General features: G+C 68.3%; 15 protein-coding genes. 11 read left to right on the top strand and 4 right to left on the bottom strand.

Features of this window, described 5'->3' with window-relative positions; all coding sequences use genetic code 11:
* Positions 1 to 27 precede the first annotated feature (27 nt).
* The 3 genes from AC1DR1_RS14495 (at position 28) to AC1DR1_RS14485 (ending at position 4,351) form a co-directional block, all read left to right on the top strand.
* Positions 28 to 2,268 carry a polyribonucleotide nucleotidyltransferase gene (locus tag AC1DR1_RS14495; RefSeq protein WP_229992999.1) on the top strand — a complete coding sequence of 747 codons (2,241 nt, stop codon included), beginning with the start codon at positions 28 to 30 and terminating at the stop codon, positions 2,266 to 2,268.
* Positions 2,269 to 2,373: 105 nt separating this feature from the next.
* Positions 2,374 to 3,717, top strand: coding sequence for a M16 family metallopeptidase (locus AC1DR1_RS14490; protein WP_229992998.1), 1,344 nt, complete (start codon positions 2,374 to 2,376; stop codon positions 3,715 to 3,717).
* Positions 3,718 to 3,853: 136 nt separating this feature from the next.
* Positions 3,854 to 4,351: a DUF1579 domain-containing protein gene (locus tag AC1DR1_RS14485; protein ID WP_229992997.1), complete on the top strand. Its 498-nt coding sequence runs from the start codon at positions 3,854 to 3,856 to the stop codon at positions 4,349 to 4,351.
* A 103-nt stretch (positions 4,352 to 4,454) separates the two neighbouring features.
* On the opposite strand, the gene AC1DR1_RS14480 is transcribed toward AC1DR1_RS14485, so the two are convergent.
* From AC1DR1_RS14480 to moaA, 3 genes are all read right to left on the bottom strand, one after another.
* Entirely contained in the window at positions 4,455 to 4,736 is a 282-nt protein-coding gene (locus AC1DR1_RS14480; protein ID WP_229992996.1) for a hypothetical protein, read from the bottom strand.
* A gap of 101 nt (positions 4,737 to 4,837) precedes the next feature.
* The gene (locus tag AC1DR1_RS14475; protein WP_229992995.1) at positions 4,838 to 5,104 is read right to left on the bottom strand and encodes a MoaD/ThiS family protein; all 267 of its coding nucleotides are present in this window, start codon (positions 5,102 to 5,104) and stop codon (positions 4,838 to 4,840) included.
* Between the two features lie 7 nt (positions 5,105 to 5,111).
* On the bottom strand, positions 5,112 to 6,251 hold the full coding sequence (gene moaA, locus AC1DR1_RS14470; protein ID WP_229992994.1) for a GTP 3',8-cyclase MoaA: 1,140 nt from the start codon (positions 6,249 to 6,251) through the stop codon (positions 5,112 to 5,114).
* Positions 6,252 to 6,383: 132 nt separating this feature from the next.
* Here moaA and AC1DR1_RS14465 point away from each other — a divergent pair, with 132 nt between their 5' ends.
* The 7 genes from AC1DR1_RS14465 to AC1DR1_RS14435 are packed head-to-tail and all read left to right on the top strand — an operon-like array spanning position 6,384 to position 13,035.
* The gene (locus tag AC1DR1_RS14465) at positions 6,384 to 7,127 is read left to right on the top strand and encodes a response regulator transcription factor (RefSeq protein WP_476992782.1); all 744 of its coding nucleotides are present in this window, start codon (positions 6,384 to 6,386) and stop codon (positions 7,125 to 7,127) included.
* Positions 7,114 to 8,511: a sensor histidine kinase gene (locus tag AC1DR1_RS14460; protein ID WP_229992992.1), complete on the top strand. Its 1,398-nt coding sequence runs from the start codon at positions 7,114 to 7,116 to the stop codon at positions 8,509 to 8,511. The genes AC1DR1_RS14465 and AC1DR1_RS14460 overlap by 14 nt, the downstream gene beginning before the upstream one ends.
* Positions 8,512 to 8,546: 35 nt before the next feature.
* Positions 8,547 to 10,247 carry a molybdopterin-dependent oxidoreductase gene (locus AC1DR1_RS14455; protein ID WP_364747426.1) on the top strand — a complete coding sequence of 567 codons (1,701 nt, stop codon included), beginning with the start codon at positions 8,547 to 8,549 and terminating at the stop codon, positions 10,245 to 10,247.
* A gap of 26 nt (positions 10,248 to 10,273) precedes the next feature.
* Positions 10,274 to 11,497, top strand: a complete 1,224-nt coding sequence (locus AC1DR1_RS14450; protein WP_476992781.1) for a molybdopterin molybdotransferase MoeA — start codon at positions 10,274 to 10,276, stop codon at positions 11,495 to 11,497.
* Positions 11,485 to 12,021, top strand: coding sequence for a cyclic pyranopterin monophosphate synthase MoaC (moaC, locus tag AC1DR1_RS14445; protein ID WP_414645532.1), 537 nt, complete (start codon positions 11,485 to 11,487; stop codon positions 12,019 to 12,021). Before AC1DR1_RS14450 ends, moaC begins: the two co-directional genes overlap by 13 nt.
* Entirely contained in the window at positions 12,018 to 12,530 is a 513-nt protein-coding gene (locus tag AC1DR1_RS14440; protein WP_229992989.1) for a MogA/MoaB family molybdenum cofactor biosynthesis protein, read from the top strand. The genes moaC and AC1DR1_RS14440 overlap by 4 nt, the downstream gene beginning before the upstream one ends.
* Positions 12,520 to 13,035 (top strand): molybdenum cofactor biosynthesis protein MoaE, encoded by a 516-nt coding sequence (locus AC1DR1_RS14435; protein WP_229992988.1) that lies wholly within the window; start codon positions 12,520 to 12,522, stop codon positions 13,033 to 13,035. The genes AC1DR1_RS14440 and AC1DR1_RS14435 overlap by 11 nt, the downstream gene beginning before the upstream one ends.
* A 60-nt stretch (positions 13,036 to 13,095) precedes the next feature.
* On the opposite strand, the gene AC1DR1_RS14430 is transcribed toward AC1DR1_RS14435, so the two are convergent.
* The gene (locus AC1DR1_RS14430; protein WP_364747431.1) at positions 13,096 to 13,491 is read right to left on the bottom strand and encodes a Clp protease N-terminal domain-containing protein; all 396 of its coding nucleotides are present in this window, start codon (positions 13,489 to 13,491) and stop codon (positions 13,096 to 13,098) included.
* A gap of 93 nt (positions 13,492 to 13,584) precedes the next feature.
* Here AC1DR1_RS14430 and dapB point away from each other — a divergent pair, with 93 nt between their 5' ends.
* The gene (gene dapB, locus AC1DR1_RS14425; RefSeq protein WP_364747433.1) at positions 13,585 to 14,343 is read left to right on the top strand and encodes a 4-hydroxy-tetrahydrodipicolinate reductase; all 759 of its coding nucleotides are present in this window, start codon (positions 13,585 to 13,587) and stop codon (positions 14,341 to 14,343) included.
* Positions 14,344 to 14,345 lie beyond the last annotated feature (2 nt).

The following is a 14,345-nucleotide window of genomic DNA, read 5'->3' as shown; positions in this document are numbered from 1 at the left end:
TGAACCATGAAACGGAGGTGACTCTCTATGGAGGGTCCCGAAATCCAGTTCTCAGAAGCAGTCATTGACAATGGCCGCTTCGGCAAGCGTGTAATCCGCTTTGAAACCGGCCGCCTTGCGAAGCAGGCAGCCGGCGCAGCGATGGTCTACATCGACGAAGAGACCGCGCTGCTGTCCGCAACCACCGCCGGCAAGCACCCGCGTGAAGGTTTCGACTTCTTCCCGCTGACTGTCGACGTCGAAGAGCGTATGTACGCCGCCGGCCGCATCCCGGGCTCGTTCTTCCGCCGCGAAGGCCGTCCCTCCACGGAAGCCATCCTGGCCTGCCGCCTCATGGACCGCCCGCTGCGCCCCGCGTTCGTCAAGGGCCTGCGCAACGAGGTCCAGATCGTCGTCACCGTGCTGTCCATCAACCCGGACGAGCTCTACGACGTCGTCGCGATCAACGCGTCCTCGATGTCCACCCAGCTTTCCGGCCTGCCCTTCTCCGGCCCGATCGGCGGCGTCCGCGTTGCCCTCGTTGCCGACGAGAACGGCTCGCAGTGGGTTGCGTTCCCGAAGCACTCCCAGCTCGAGAACGCCGTCTTCAACATGGTCGTTGCCGGCCGCATCGCCGGTGACGACGTCGCCATCATGATGGTTGAAGCCGAAGCCACCGACAACTCCTGGAACCTCATCAAGGAACAGGGCGCCACCGCCCCGACCGAAGAGGTTGTCTCCGAAGGCCTCGAGGCTGCCAAGCCGTTCATCAAGGCCCTCTGCGAAGCACAGTCCGACCTGGCAGCACGCGCCGCCAAGCCGACCGTCGAGTTCCCGGTCTTCCTGGACTACCAGGACGACGTCTACGCCGCTGTGGAGTCCGCTGCCGCCGAGAAGCTGGCCGCTGTCTTCCAGATCGCCGACAAGCAGGAACGCGACACCGCTTCGGACGAGCTCAAGGACGAGGTCACCTCTTCCCTTGCCGGCCAGTTCGAAGGCCGCGAGAAGGAGCTGTCCGCAGCCTTCCGCTCCGTCACCAAGCAGGTTGTGCGCCAGCGCATCCTCAAGGACCAGATCCGCATCGACGGCCGTGGCCTGACGGACATCCGCCAGCTCACCGCCGAGGTTGAGGTTCTGCCCCGCGTCCACGGCTCGGCCATCTTCGAACGCGGCGAGACCCAGATCATGGGTGTCACCACGCTGAACATGCTCAAGATGGAACAGCAGATCGACTCGCTGTCTCCCGTGACGCGCAAGCGCTACATGCACAACTACAACTTCCCGCCGTACTCCACCGGCGAGACCGGCCGCGTCGGTTCCCCGAAGCGCCGCGAAATCGGCCACGGTGCCCTCGCAGAGCGCGCCATCATGCCGGTGCTGCCCTCCCGCGAGGAATTCCCTTACGCCATCCGCCAGGTGTCTGAGGCTCTCAGCTCCAACGGTTCGACGTCGATGGGTTCCGTCTGCGCCTCCACGCTGTCCCTGCTCAACGCAGGCGTGCCGCTGAAGGCTGCCGTTGCCGGTATCGCCATGGGCCTGGTCTCTGACCAGGTTGACGGCCAGACCCGCTACGCCGCCCTGACCGATATCCTCGGCGCCGAAGATGCCTTCGGCGACATGGACTTCAAGGTTGCCGGTACCTCCGAGTTCGTCACGGCCATCCAGCTGGACACGAAGCTCGACGGCATCCCCGCCTCGGTCCTGGCCGCCGCCCTGAAGCAGGCTCGTGAAGCGCGCCTGCACATCCTGGACGTCCTGAACTCCGCGATCGACACCCCGGACGAGCTCTCCGAGTTCGCGCCGCGCGTCATCGCGGTCAAGATCCCGGTAGACAAGATCGGCGAGGTCATCGGCCCGAAGGGCAAGATGATCAACCAGATCCAGGAAGACACCGGAGCCGACATCTCGATCGAGGACGACGGAACTGTCTACATTGGCGCCACCAACGGCCCGTCTGCCGACGCAGCACGGTCCGCGATCAACGCCATCGCCAACCCGCAGATCCCGGAAATCGGTGAGCGCTACCTGGGCACGGTCGTCAAGACCACCACCTTCGGCGCCTTCGTTTCCCTGACCCCGGGTAAGGACGGCCTCCTGCACATCTCCGAGCTGCGCAAGATCGCCGGCGGCAAGCGCGTGGACAACGTCGAGGACGTCGTCTCCGTGGGCCAGAAGATCCAGGTGGAAATCACCAAGATCGACGACCGCGGCAAGCTCTCCCTCTCACCCGTCGTGGCTGAGGGTGCGGACGCAGACAACGCTGAGGTCTCCGCGGACGCCGCAGAGTAGTCTCTCCTGAGTCAAACAGCGGGGCCGGTGGATCATCCACCGGCCCCGCTGCTGTTAAAGGTAGGATTGCAGGCAGATTTGGCACGTGTTCAATGAAAGGCCTTGATGACTGTCGTCCCCCTGCCGCTAGAGCAGAACCAGCACGCTGACACCCTGATCCACGGAGCCGACGGCGGTTCCGAGGTGCGACGCTCGGTCCTGCCCGGCGGCGTCCGCGTGCTCACCGAAGCGATGCCCGGCCAGCGCTCTGCCACGATCGGTTTCTGGGTCGGGGTGGGCTCCCGCGACGAGGCTCCCGGCCAGCACGGCTCCACGCACTTTTTGGAGCATCTGCTCTTCAAGGGCACCAAGCGCCGCACCGCGCTGGAGATCGCGTCGGCCTTCGACGAGGTCGGCGGGGAATCGAACGCCGCCACCGCGAAGGAGAGTACCTGCTACTTCGCCCGCGTGCTGGACACGGACCTTCCCATGGCGATCGACGTCATCGCTGACATGATCACCGGCGCCGTCCTGGACCCGCAGGAGATGGAGCAGGAGCGGGACGTCATCCTCGAGGAAATCGCCATGGACAGCGACGATCCCACTGACGTCGCGCACGAGAACTTCGTCGCCGCAGTGCTGGGAACGCACCCGCTGGGGCGCCCCATCGGCGGCACCCCGGCAGCGATCCGGGCCGTGGCGCGCGACTCGGTGTGGGACCACTACCGCCGCTACTACCGTCCCGACGAGCTCGTGGTCACCGCGGCCGGCGGGCTGGACCACGACGTCGTCTGCGGGCTCGTGGTGGATGCCCTCCACTCTGCCGGCTGGAACCTTGAGGCCGCTGCCGCGCCCGTGCAGCGCCGCTCCACCGAGCGCGCTGCGATCACCGGCACGGCCGGCCTGCATGTGGTCAAGCGCCCGGTGGAGCAGGCCAACATCATCATGGGTTGCCCCTCGCTTGTCGCCACGGACGACCGCCGCTTTGTCATGAGTGTGCTCAACGCCGTCCTCGGCGGCGGCATGTCCTCCCGGCTCTTCCAGGAGGTCCGGGAAAAGCGCGGCCTCGTCTACTCGACGTACTCGTTCGCGTCCTCCTACGCCGACGCCGGCTACTTCGGCATGTACGCCGGATGCACGCCGTCGAAGGTCCGGCAGGTCGTTGAGCTGCTCGGCGCCGAACTGGACAAGCTGGCTGCGGACGGCATCTCCGACGAGGAGCTCCGGAAGGCCGTGGGTCAGCTGTGCGGCGGAATCGTGCTGGCGCTGGAGGACACCGGTTCCCGGATGTCCCGGCTGGGCCGCGCGGAACTGGTCTCCGGCGAGTACCAGGACATCGATGAAACCCTCCGCCAGATCAAGGCCGTCACGGCAGCGGAGGTCCAGGAGCTCGCCCGTGAGCTCGCGGCCGCCCCGCGAACCGTCACGGTGGTCGGCCCGTTTGAGGAAACCGAGACGTTTGGGCTCTAGGTAATTCCGGGCCGATAGCTGCACTGTGGGCCCTGTATAGCGCGACTGGGCACGGCCGGTCGGGGCGCGGCCGGTCTTTACACCACAGCAGGCGCGGCGTCATGATGGTGGCGGGGTCACTCGGGAGGAACTCCATATGGGAGAAACTGTGGACCGGCCACTGCCAGGCAGTGCATGCGAGGCGCTTGAGGCGTTCCTGGGCCATTGGACGGGGACCACGCACTGGGAGGCAACCGCGTGGGGTCCGGCGCGCAGCGCGGACACCGAGATCATCTTTTCCCGGGCGGCTGCCGGGCTTGCCGTCACCCAGAGCTACCGGCATACGGATGCGGACGGGACCCGTTCCGAAGGCCACGGTGTCTTCACGTCGGATCCGGACCACCCCGACACCTTCTGGTACCACGTCAACAGCCTGGGGCTGCCGCCCGAGGCGCCGGCGCGCGCCAGCGTGGATGGCGGCACGTTGACTGTGGAACGGCGCAGTGACCGCGGCACCGCGCGGCACACCTTCCGGGTGGAGGACGGCGAACTGACGCACGCTGCCGGTCTCCGCCTGGGCAGGGCGAGCGACTTCACCCCCTTCATGACCACTGTGTGCCGCCGCGTCGCTGAGGGCGCGTCCATCCCGGCGTGAAGCCCCGGGCTGCGGCGCCGGGCTCGGCGCCGGGCTCGGCGCCGGATTTTAGGGTGGGTTATTCCGGGCCGGTTCGCGGCCGGGGGTTCTCCGGTCCGCGCCTTCAGGATGCGGCCTCGAGGATCCGGGTCTTGGGAGCCCCCTGAAGGGCCGGGGCGGCGTCGTCGGAGTTCCAGACCTTCGCCCGAAGATTGGCTAACAGGGCTTCTGCCTGACCGCGCTGCTCGAAATCCAGCTCGACCACCACATAGAGCGGGTCGTCCACCGGGCGGCTGATGCGGTAGGCAGTGACTCCGGATGCTGCGCGGTTCACCGGGTCGCGGTCGAAAGCCGCTTTCCACATCCCGAAATCCTTGACCTGATGCTCGATCTGCAAGGTAAACATGGCACTCTCCTGACTGGTGTTTGCCGCCCGCGGGGGATATGCCACACTCTAGGACCGGTCAGGCCCGCGCGACACCCCAGAAAAGCCTGGGCGTGCTGCGCCTACCCGCCGGCGAACGGCGGCAGCACGTCCACGACGTCGGCCGGCTTGAGCGCCGCGGCGTGGTCCCGCACGGCAACTTCGTTGAGCAGGAAGCTGGAGCGGGACAGGATGCGGGCCAGCGGCGGCGTACCGGCGGGCGGTTCGGGGCGCTCGACGGCGAGGATCGCCTCGAGCAGCGAAGCGAGGGTGTCGCCGTCGGCGAGGTCGTAGCGTTCCTCATCCACGCCGGCGGCAGCGCGCGCCGCAGCGAAGTAGCGTACGTTCACGAAAAAATCAGCCTCCGATGGCGCTCATGCTGCGGTCCGGCTGGACGAAGTCGGGGGAGCCGAGGCCCACGTGGTCCATGCCGTGGGCCTTGGGCTTGATCCACATGGCATCCTGCCAGCGTTCGGCGAGCTGTTCGTCGCTTGCGCCCTCGCGCAGCAGGCCAAGCAGGTCCACTTCCTCGCGTGAGAACAGGCAGCTCATGATCTTGCCCTCGGCGGTGATGCGCGTGCGGCGGCAGTCGGAACAGAACGGCTCCGTGACGGAGGCGATGATGCCCACGGTGCCGAGCACGGGGCCGGTGGCCTGGTCGGTGCCGGGAACACGGGCCCTGACCTCGAACCGTTCCGCCGGGGCGCCGTCGCGGTCCCGCGGGTCGGATCTGAGCACGTAGTCGGCGGAGAGAAGTTCGCGGATCTCCGCGGCGGTGATCATGTTCCGTCGGGTCCAGCCGTGGTCCGCGTCCAGCGGCATCTGCTCGATGAAGCGCAGTTCATAGCCGCGGTCCAGTGCCCAGGCCAGCAGGGCCGGGGACTCGGTGTCGTTGATCCCCCGCATGAGCACAGCGTTGAGCTTGACCGGGCCCAGGCCTGCAGCCCAGGCGGCGTCGACGCCGGCGAGGACCTTGTTCAGGAAGGGGCGGCGGGTCAGCTTCGCAAAAGTTTCCTCGTGCAGGGAATCCAGTGAGACGTTGATCCTGGAGAGTCCCGCAGCCTTGAGTCCGGCGGCCTTCTTGTCCAGGCCGACGCCGTTGGTGGTCATTGAGATCGGCAGCCCGGGGTGGGCCTGGCGGAGCGCGCCGATGATCTCCAGCAGGTCCGCGCGCACCAGGGGCTCGCCGCCGGTCAGCCGCAATTCACGTACGCCGAGCATGTCGACGCCGATCCGCACGATCCGGACGATTTCCTCCGCGGACATCACCGCCTGCTTGGACAACCACTCCAGGCCCTCGGCCGGCATGCAATAGGTGCAGCGCAGATTGCACTTGTCCGTCAGTGAGAGGCGCATGTCCGTGGCGCGGCGGCCGTAGCGATCCACCAGCCCGGCAGGCAGGCCCTCCGGGCGCCCGGACAGTGAGGTTGCAGGAGGCATCCCCGCTCCGGGACTGCCTGCCGCGCGGGGCTGGGGCATACCCAGTTGAACTGTCATAGAGTCAGGCTACGCCACCTCGCGGCCCACGTCACAGCCGCATGACGGCACGAATCTTACGTGTTCGGGAAGGATGTCCTGCGGGGATCCGGAGCCCTGCCCGCGGCGCGGCCGCGAACCTATGCTTGAAGCGTGAACAACACCCAGCCGGCCCCGGACGCAACGGAACACCGACGCATCCTCCTCGTCGAAGACGAGCCGACCATCGCCGGAGTGGTTCGCGACTACCTCGTCCAGGCGGGATTCCAGGTGGTCCTCGCCGCCGATGGGTTCACGGCCCTGGGCCTCGCAGCCGAACGCCGCCCGGACCTGGTGCTGCTGGACCGGATGCTGCCGGGCCTGGACGGCGTGGAAGTCTGCCGGCGGCTCCGTGCGGCACACAGTGTCCCGGTCATCATGCTCACGGCGCTGGGGACGGAGGATGACCGCATCCTTGGCCTGGAAGCCGGCGCGGACGACTACGTCACCAAGCCGTTCTCGCCCCGTGAGCTCGTGCTGCGGGTCCGCTCGGTCCTGCGCCGGAGCATTCCCGAATTCAGCCCGGAGCCCTCCGTCGAAGTGGGCGGCTTCGACCTCAGCCCGGCTGCGCGCACGGTTTCCCGCCATGGCAGGCCCTTGGTGCTGACGGCCCGGGAGTTCGATCTGCTGGCCTTCATGCTCCGCCGTCCCCGGCAGGTCTTCAGCCGAGAGGAACTCATGAAGGCCGTCTGGGGCTGGGACTACGGGGACCTGTCCACGGTGACGGTCCACGTGCGGAGGCTGCGGGAGAAGATCGAGGACGACCCCACCCGCCCCTCCGTGCTGAAAACGGTGTGGGGCGTGGGCTACCGGCTGGACCCCAGCGACGAGGAAGAGTCCGCCCGTGCAGACCTCTGAGCTCCTGATCATCATCGGCTGGGCCGTGGCATGGGGAGCCGTGATCGGGGCCGCCTCATTGCTCATCCTGAAATCGCTGCGCAGGGCATCCTTCGCGGTCCAGATCTGCGTGGTGGTGCTCGCCGCCGTGGCGGTCCTGACGGCCGGAATGGTCAGCGCCTTCAACGCCATGTTCATCTCGGCACGGGACCTCGAGGTCATGTGGTACGTCCTGGCCGTAGCCTCGGCGGTTGCCGTTTCGATCGCCCTCGTGCTGGGATCAAGGGTCTCCCGGAACGCCAAGGCGCTGGCCGACGCCGCCCGGAGCATCGGCCGCGGGGAGAGCCCCGGGATCCAATCCCCGGTGATGAGCCACGAACTTGCCGCCCTCGCCGCCGAGCTCGAATCCAGCAGCCGAATGCTGGAGGCATCCCGGCAGCGTGAGGCCGCCGTCGAGAACGCCCGCCGCGAGCTGGTCAGCTGGATTTCCCACGACCTGCGGACGCCGCTGGCGAGCATGCGGGCCATGACCGAGGCCCTGGAGGACGGCATGGCGGCGGACGTTCCCGCCTATTACCGCAAGATCATCGCCCAGACCGACGTCATGGCCGGCATGGTCAACGACCTCCTGGAGCTGTCGAAAATCCACGCCGGAACCATGCGGCTCAAGGCCGAGCCGTTGGACCTGTACGACCTCGCCAGCGACGCCATTGCCGATCTCGCCGCGCTGGCGCAGCAGCACGGCATAACGCTCGACGGCGGCGGCCGGCGGGAGAGCCTGGCCCTGGCCGACGGCCCGTCGATGGGGCGCGCCATCCGGAATGTGGTGCTTAACGCGATCGTCCACAGCGCCCCAGGTTCCCGCGTCACCGTGGAAGTCGGCCGGCAGGGGGACCGGGCCGTGGTCGCGGTCACCGACGGCTGCGGCGGGATCCCCGAGGAAGACCTGCCGCATGTGTTCGAGACCGGCTGGCAGAAGGATCCGGCCCGGAAGCGGCCCGGCCGTTGGGCCGCCGGGGACGACGGTGCTGTGGGGGACGGTGCTGTGGTGGATGGTGTTGTGGTGGACGGTGCTGTGGGGGACGGTGCCGCGATAGGCGGCGACCTGGTGCCCGGGCCGGCTGAGCCGGCAGGCGCCATGCGCTACAGCGGCGCCGGGCTTGGCCTGAGCATTGTCGCCGGAATAGTCAGTGCCCATCAGGGCACCGTCACCGTGGAAAACGTCGACGGCGGATGCCGGTTCTCGCTGCTGCTCCCGGGCCAGGGATCTGCCGGCCAAGAGTCAGCTGCGGCCGCACCAGCTGCCGGCGTGGCACCTGCACCGAGAGCCGCTACTGAGGGAGCAAAGGACGGGAGTCCGCGCGACGCGGCGGACGAACAACTCCGGGCGGGACGGGCACAGTGAGCAGCGGCGTTGGCTTTGACGGGCAGGGGCAGGAAATGGACGGAACAGTCGCCGGCAGGGAACAGCAACAAGGGGGAACGCAGGGGCAGCCAGGACCGACCGGGCAACCGCAAGCCCAACAGCCGCGCACCCGGGACCGGCGGGCGCGGGACCTGTGGGCCGCCGGGGCCGGACTGGTGGCCGTGGGGACCGCGGTGGTGCTCGGTGAGCTCGCGGCCAGCCTGGTGAGCCCCACGGTTTCTCCCGTGACGGCCGTGGGAGGTGCCGTAATCGATACCGTCCCGCCGGGCGTCAAAGAGTGGGTTATCTCCGTGTTCGGCACGGCGGACAAGGTGGCACTCCTGGTCGGCATGTCGCTGGTCATCGCCGCACTCGCGGCCCTGTCCGGCGTCCTTGAAGTGCGGCGCCGTTTCGCCGGAGTGATTCTCATCGCGGTGTTCGGCGCGGTGGGCCTCGTGGCCGTGGTGAGCCGGGCCGACCTGACCGCCAACGCCATCCCCGTCCCGGTGCTCGTGGCACTGGTGGGAATCGCACTGTTGCGGTGGCTCATCCGGAAACTGTTGGAGTGGAAACCCGACGGGGACGGAACCCCGGCGGCGGAGCCGGCCTCATTGGAAACCCCAGCCGCCTCGCAGCATGAGGACGCTGCAGCCAATGACGCCGGGCCCGCGCGGCGCCGTTTCCTGCTGGCCCTTGGCGGGACCGCCGGGGTTGCCGCCGTCGCCGGTGTGCTCGCCTCCACCCTCAGGGGAGCGGCCGCCGTCGTCAGTGATGTGCGCAGCAAGCTGGTCCTCCCGGGACCCGCCGCTCCCGCGCCGCCCGTACCGGCGGGAGCCGAGATCAGGCTCCGCGGCCTGAGCCCGCTCGTGACGCCGAACAGGGAGTTCTACAGGATCGACACTGCCCTGCGCGTCCCGCTGGTTGACCCGGAGGCATGGACCCTGAAGGTCACGGGCCTGGTGGAACGCGAAATCGAGCTCGACTTCGCCACTCTCCTGGCCAAACCTATGACGGAACGCCACGTGACCATCGCCTGCGTCTCCAACCAGGTGGGCGGGGACCTGATCGGCAACGCCCGCTGGCTCGGCTGGCCCGTGCGCGAACTGCTTGCCATGGCCGGCCCCAAGGCCGGGGCGGACATGGTGCTCTCCCGCAGCACGGACGGCTGGACAGCCGGGACTCCGCTCGAGGCCCTCACGGACAGCCGCGACGCCCTGCTGGTGGTGGGAATGAACGGTGAACCGCTCCCGCTGGAACATGGATTCCCCGTCCGGCTGATCGTGCCCGGGCTGTACGGCTACGTCTCGGCCACGAAATGGGTCACCGAGCTGAAAGTGACCCGTTACGCTGACGACGTTGCCTACTGGACGCCCCGCGGCTGGAGCGCGCGCGGGCCCATCAAGACCTCGTCCCGGATTGACGTGCCGCGAGACGGGACCAGCGTGACGGCCGGGACGGTGGTGTTCGGGGGAGTCGCGTGGGCCCAGCACACGGGCATTGGGAAGGTGGAGCTGCGGGTCAACCGCGGCGACTGGCGCCAGGCCGAGCTGGCCCCGGGAATCTCCAAGGACACGTGGTACCAGTGGAAGCTGGGTCTGCCGCTGACGCCGGGACAATACGAGATCCAGGTCCGGGCCACCACCCTCGACGGCGTACCGCAAGTCGAGGAGTCGGCCCCCGTCGCGCCGAGCGGAGCCACCGGCTACCACACGGTTAGAGTGGATGTGAAGTCCTAGCGAGCCGAATAAAGGTCAGGAAACGCATGCACCGCACCGAGACAAGGCACGTCAGCGTTCAAGCGCACCGGGACAAGGTGCGCGCACTGCTCGCCCCGCTCCGCACCGAGGAACGGGTGGAACGGCTCCCGCTGCTCGAGGCCTTGGGCCGGGGACTTGCCGCCGACATCCTGGCGCCGCTGGATCTTCCCCCCTTTGCCAACTCGCAGATGGACGGCTTCGCGATCCGCAGCGCCGACGTGCCCCACGGCGGCACCGAACTGCGCGTCGTCGCGCCCGTCCCGGCCGGTGCCGCACCGGCAGAACTGGCCGCCGGCACGGCCGCCCCAATCATGACCGGCGCGATGATGCCGGCCGGGGCCGACGCCGTCGTACCCATTGAGYAGGCCGTGCCCGATTCCTTCCCCGCGCCCGGGGAGCCCGCCACGGTCCACCTGCCCGCCGCGGCTGCCGGAACGTTTGTGCGCGGTGCCGGCAGCGACATCCGCTCCGGTGAGCTCGCCCTCGGGGCGGGGACCTTCCTTGGCCCCGGCCAGCTGGGACTGCTGGCGGCACTGGGCTACACGGATGTGCCCGTCCGTCCCTTCCTGCGGGTTCTCCTGGTCACCACCGGCGACGAAGTCGTGGAACCGGGCAATCCGCTGGGACCGGGCAAGATCTTTGACTCCAACGGCACCCTGCTCGAGTCCTCCATGCGCCAAGCCGGGCTTCAGGTCACACGGACCGGGGTTTCCACGGACCGACCGGATGAGCTCGCCGCGTTGCTGCGCCGGCATGTGCCCGCCGTGGACCTGATCGTCACAACAGGCGGCGTCAGCAAAGGTGCCTATGAGGTGGTCCGGCAGGCGATGGCCGGACACGACGTCGAGTTCGGCGCCGTGGCGATGCAGCCCGGCGGTCCGCAGGGGATCGGCACTTTCGACGGTGTCCCCGTGCTGGGGTTCCCCGGTAATCCGGTGAGCTGCCTCGTGTCCTTTGAAATGTTCCTGCGCCCGGTTCTCACGGAGCTTTTCGGCGCTCCGGCGCTCCGGCCCGCGGTCCGCGCGCGCCTCGCCGAACCGCTGACCTCCCCGCCGGGCAAGCACCAGGTCCGGCGCGGCACACTGGCCCCGGACGGCACCGTCCGGTTGGAGGGCGGTGCGGGCTCACACCTGGTCCACGCCCTGGCCCGTTCCAATGCCCTGGTCCATGTTCCCGAGGGGACAGCGGCGCTCGCAGCGGGCGACGAAGTGGAAGTATGGATCCTGTGAATGAAGCAGAAAACCCTGAAGCGGATGCCGCACCAGCGGACCACCCCACGTCGGATATCACCCGCCTGACCCACCTCCGCCACGACGGCACTGCCCAGATGGTGGATGTGTCCAACAAGGCAGAGTCCACGCGGGAGGCCACGGCCACCGCGACTGTCCGCAGCACGGCCGAGGTCCTTGCCCTCCTCGGCGGCGGCGAGCTCCCGAAGGGCGACGCCCTGGCCGTTGCCCGCATCGCCGGGATTATGGCGGCCAAGAAGACGCCGGACCTGATCCCGCTGTGCCACCCGCTGCCCATCGCCAAGGTCACCGTTGACTTTGAGCTCGACACCGACTCCGTGACGGTGTTTGCCACGGTCAAGACCCGCGGCGTCACCGGGGTCGAGATGGAAGCGCTGACCGCGGCGTCGGTCGCGGCACTGAGCGTGTACGACATGATCAAGGCCGTGGACAAGCACGCGGTCCTGACCGATATCAAAGTGCTCGCCAAAAGCGGCGGCAAGAGCGGGGACTGGACCCTATGAACATGCCCGAACCGCACCGCCACGGCGAAGCCACCGGCCGGAAGGCCGGCGTCGTGATCGCCTCCACCCGGGCGGCCGCCGGTGTCTATGAGGACCTCACGGGTCCTGTGATCATCGATTGGCTTACCGAACACGGCTTTGAGCCGTTTCCTGCCATGGTGGTGCCTGACGGGGCGCCGGTGGGGGCCGCGCTCCGCGCCCTGCTGAGCCAGCAGCCGGCCGTCATCATCACCAGCGGCGGCACAGGACTGAGCCCCACTGACGCAACACCTGAGCAGACCCTGCCCCTGCTGGACCGGGAAATCCCCGGCATCATGGAAGGCATCCGCAGCGCCGGGGCGGCCAAGACGCCGATGGCCATGCTCAGCCGGGGCCACGCGGGCGCGGCCGGACAGACGTTCATCGTGAACCTCCCCGGATCGCCGAAGGGCGTGATGGACGGCCTGGGCGTGCTCGATCCCATTCTTGGACATCTTTGCGACCAGCTGGAAGGCAGTCATGGGCACTGAAACTGGATTTGAAATCGTGCACGCCGTGCTGAGTGCCGAGCCGATTTCCGTGGAGCAGGCCATCGCGGCGGTCGAGTCGGACACCGCAGGGGCGGTGGTCAGCTTCAGCGGCGTCGTCCGCAACCACGACGGCGGCAAGCAGGTTTCCCGGCTCAGCTACAGCGCCCACCCGACGGCGCACCAAGTGATGGCTGACGTCGTCGCCGCGCTCGTGGCGGAGCACTCGGTCCCGGCCGGCAACCAGGCGCTCGACGGATCCCCGGCTGCCGGTGCCGCCGGCGCCGACGAACGGCGGCACCAGCCGGTGCGGATCTGGGCGGCCCACAGGATCGGCATGCTGGAGATCGGCGATCCGGCCCTGGTCTGCGCCGTCTCGGCAGCCCACCGCGGCCAGGCCTTCGAGGTCTGTGCCGAACTCGTGGACCGGATCAAGGCCCAGGTGCCGATCTGGAAAGAACAGTTTTTCGCCGACGGCACGGTGGAATGGGTCGGAGCGGGGGAGTAAGCACGCGGTGGGGGTTGCCTCTCAGCCGAGGGTGGTGACCGGCAGCAAGTTAGCTCGCGATCAGGAGGAAAGGACCCTGCGCCGGACCTCGGCCCGGTCCACCCCCAGTTCATTGAGGAGCGCAGCCGCAGGGTCATGTTCCTCGCGGTCCAGCAGCGACAGCAGAAGATTCGCGGTGGTGATCTGTCGTGACTTCTGGTCAATGGTGTACCGAAGCATGCCTTCCATCACGGACCGGGCACCGGAGCTGAAGGGCGGCTTTTTTCCCCGGCCGGGCATAGTGACGCGTTCAAAGCCTTGGGCATCTATTCCGATTGACGCGAGTGCCGTGCGGTCAAGCGCCGCTGCAGCTGCCCTTGCCTGATCGAGTGTGACCCCAAGAATGCCGGCCGGACCGGGATCGTGAAGCGCCCCCAGCAGCAGATGATCAGTGGGCGCGTCAATCCAGCCTGACAAGTGAGGGGCTGGTGTGAACCGTCGGGTCGGCGGGCTTGTAACCCAAGGCCGCCGGTTCCGGAACGCAGCGGCCCCGGCGGTAGGGTTGATGGCATGACCGAACAACTCTCAGTCGCCGTGCTGGGCGCCAACGGGCGCATGGGCGCAGAGGCCGTGAAGGCCATCGATGCCGCCGCGGACCTGACCCTCGTCGCGGCCCTTGGCCGCAACGACTCCCTCGACACGCTTGTCAGCTCCGGCGCACAGATCGTGGTGGACCTGACTGTCCCTGATAGCACCGAGGCGAACGTCCGGTTCGCCGTCGAACACGGCATGCACGCCGTGGTGGGCACCACCGGCTGGGATGCCGACCGGCTCACGGGGCTGGAGGAGCTCCTCGCCGCCCGGCCCGGCGTCGGCGTGCTCATCGCCCCCAACTTCGCCCTCGGCTCGGTCCTGGCCTCCGCCTTCGCCGCCAAGGCTTCCAAGTACTTCGAGTCCGTTGAAATCATTGAACTGCACCACCCTGACAAGGTGGATGCCCCCTCCGGCACGGCTGTGCGCACGGCGCAGCTGATCTCGGCCGAGCGCGCAGCCGCTGGCGTGCCTTCCAGCCCGGACGCCACCGCCACGGAGCTCGATGGCGCCCGCGGCAGCGACGTCGACGGTGTCCGCGTCCACAGTGTCCGGCTCAGCGGCCTGGTCGCGCATCAGGAGGTCCTGATGGGCGGGCCGGGGGAGCAGCTGACCATCCGCCACGACTCCTTCGACCGCGCCTCCTTCATGCCCGGAGTGCTGCTGGGGATCCGCAACGTCGCCGCACACCCCGGTCTCACGGTGGGACTCGACGGCTACCTGGACCTGGGACTCTGAGT

It is taken from the genome of Arthrobacter sp. P4_F10 (genome assembly GCF_056401435.1).
This window is presented reverse-complemented; position numbering and strand designations above follow the sequence as displayed.

Coding starts and splice junctions, on each gene's coding strand:
- moaC (WP_414645532.1), top strand. CDS start 11,485: ATGGATCCTGTGAATGAAGCAGAAAACCCTGAAGCGGATGCCGCACCA.
- moaA (WP_229992994.1), bottom strand. CDS start 6,251: ATGACAGTTCAACTGGGTATGCCCCAGCCCCGCGCGGCAGGCAGTCCC.
- AC1DR1_RS14480 (WP_229992996.1), bottom strand. CDS start 4,736: ATGTTTACCTTGCAGATCGAGCATCAGGTCAAGGATTTCGGGATGTGG.
- dapB (WP_364747433.1), top strand. CDS start 13,585: ATGACCGAACAACTCTCAGTCGCCGTGCTGGGCGCCAACGGGCGCATG.
- AC1DR1_RS14440 (WP_229992989.1), top strand. CDS start 12,018: ATGAACATGCCCGAACCGCACCGCCACGGCGAAGCCACCGGCCGGAAG.
- AC1DR1_RS14485 (WP_229992997.1), top strand. CDS start 3,854: ATGGGAGAAACTGTGGACCGGCCACTGCCAGGCAGTGCATGCGAGGCG.
- AC1DR1_RS14435 (WP_229992988.1), top strand. CDS start 12,520: ATGGGCACTGAAACTGGATTTGAAATCGTGCACGCCGTGCTGAGTGCC.
- AC1DR1_RS14455 (WP_364747426.1), top strand. CDS start 8,547: ATGGACGGAACAGTCGCCGGCAGGGAACAGCAACAAGGGGGAACGCAG.
- AC1DR1_RS14490 (WP_229992998.1), top strand. CDS start 2,374: ATGACTGTCGTCCCCCTGCCGCTAGAGCAGAACCAGCACGCTGACACC.
- AC1DR1_RS14495 (WP_229992999.1), top strand. CDS start 28: ATGGAGGGTCCCGAAATCCAGTTCTCAGAAGCAGTCATTGACAATGGC.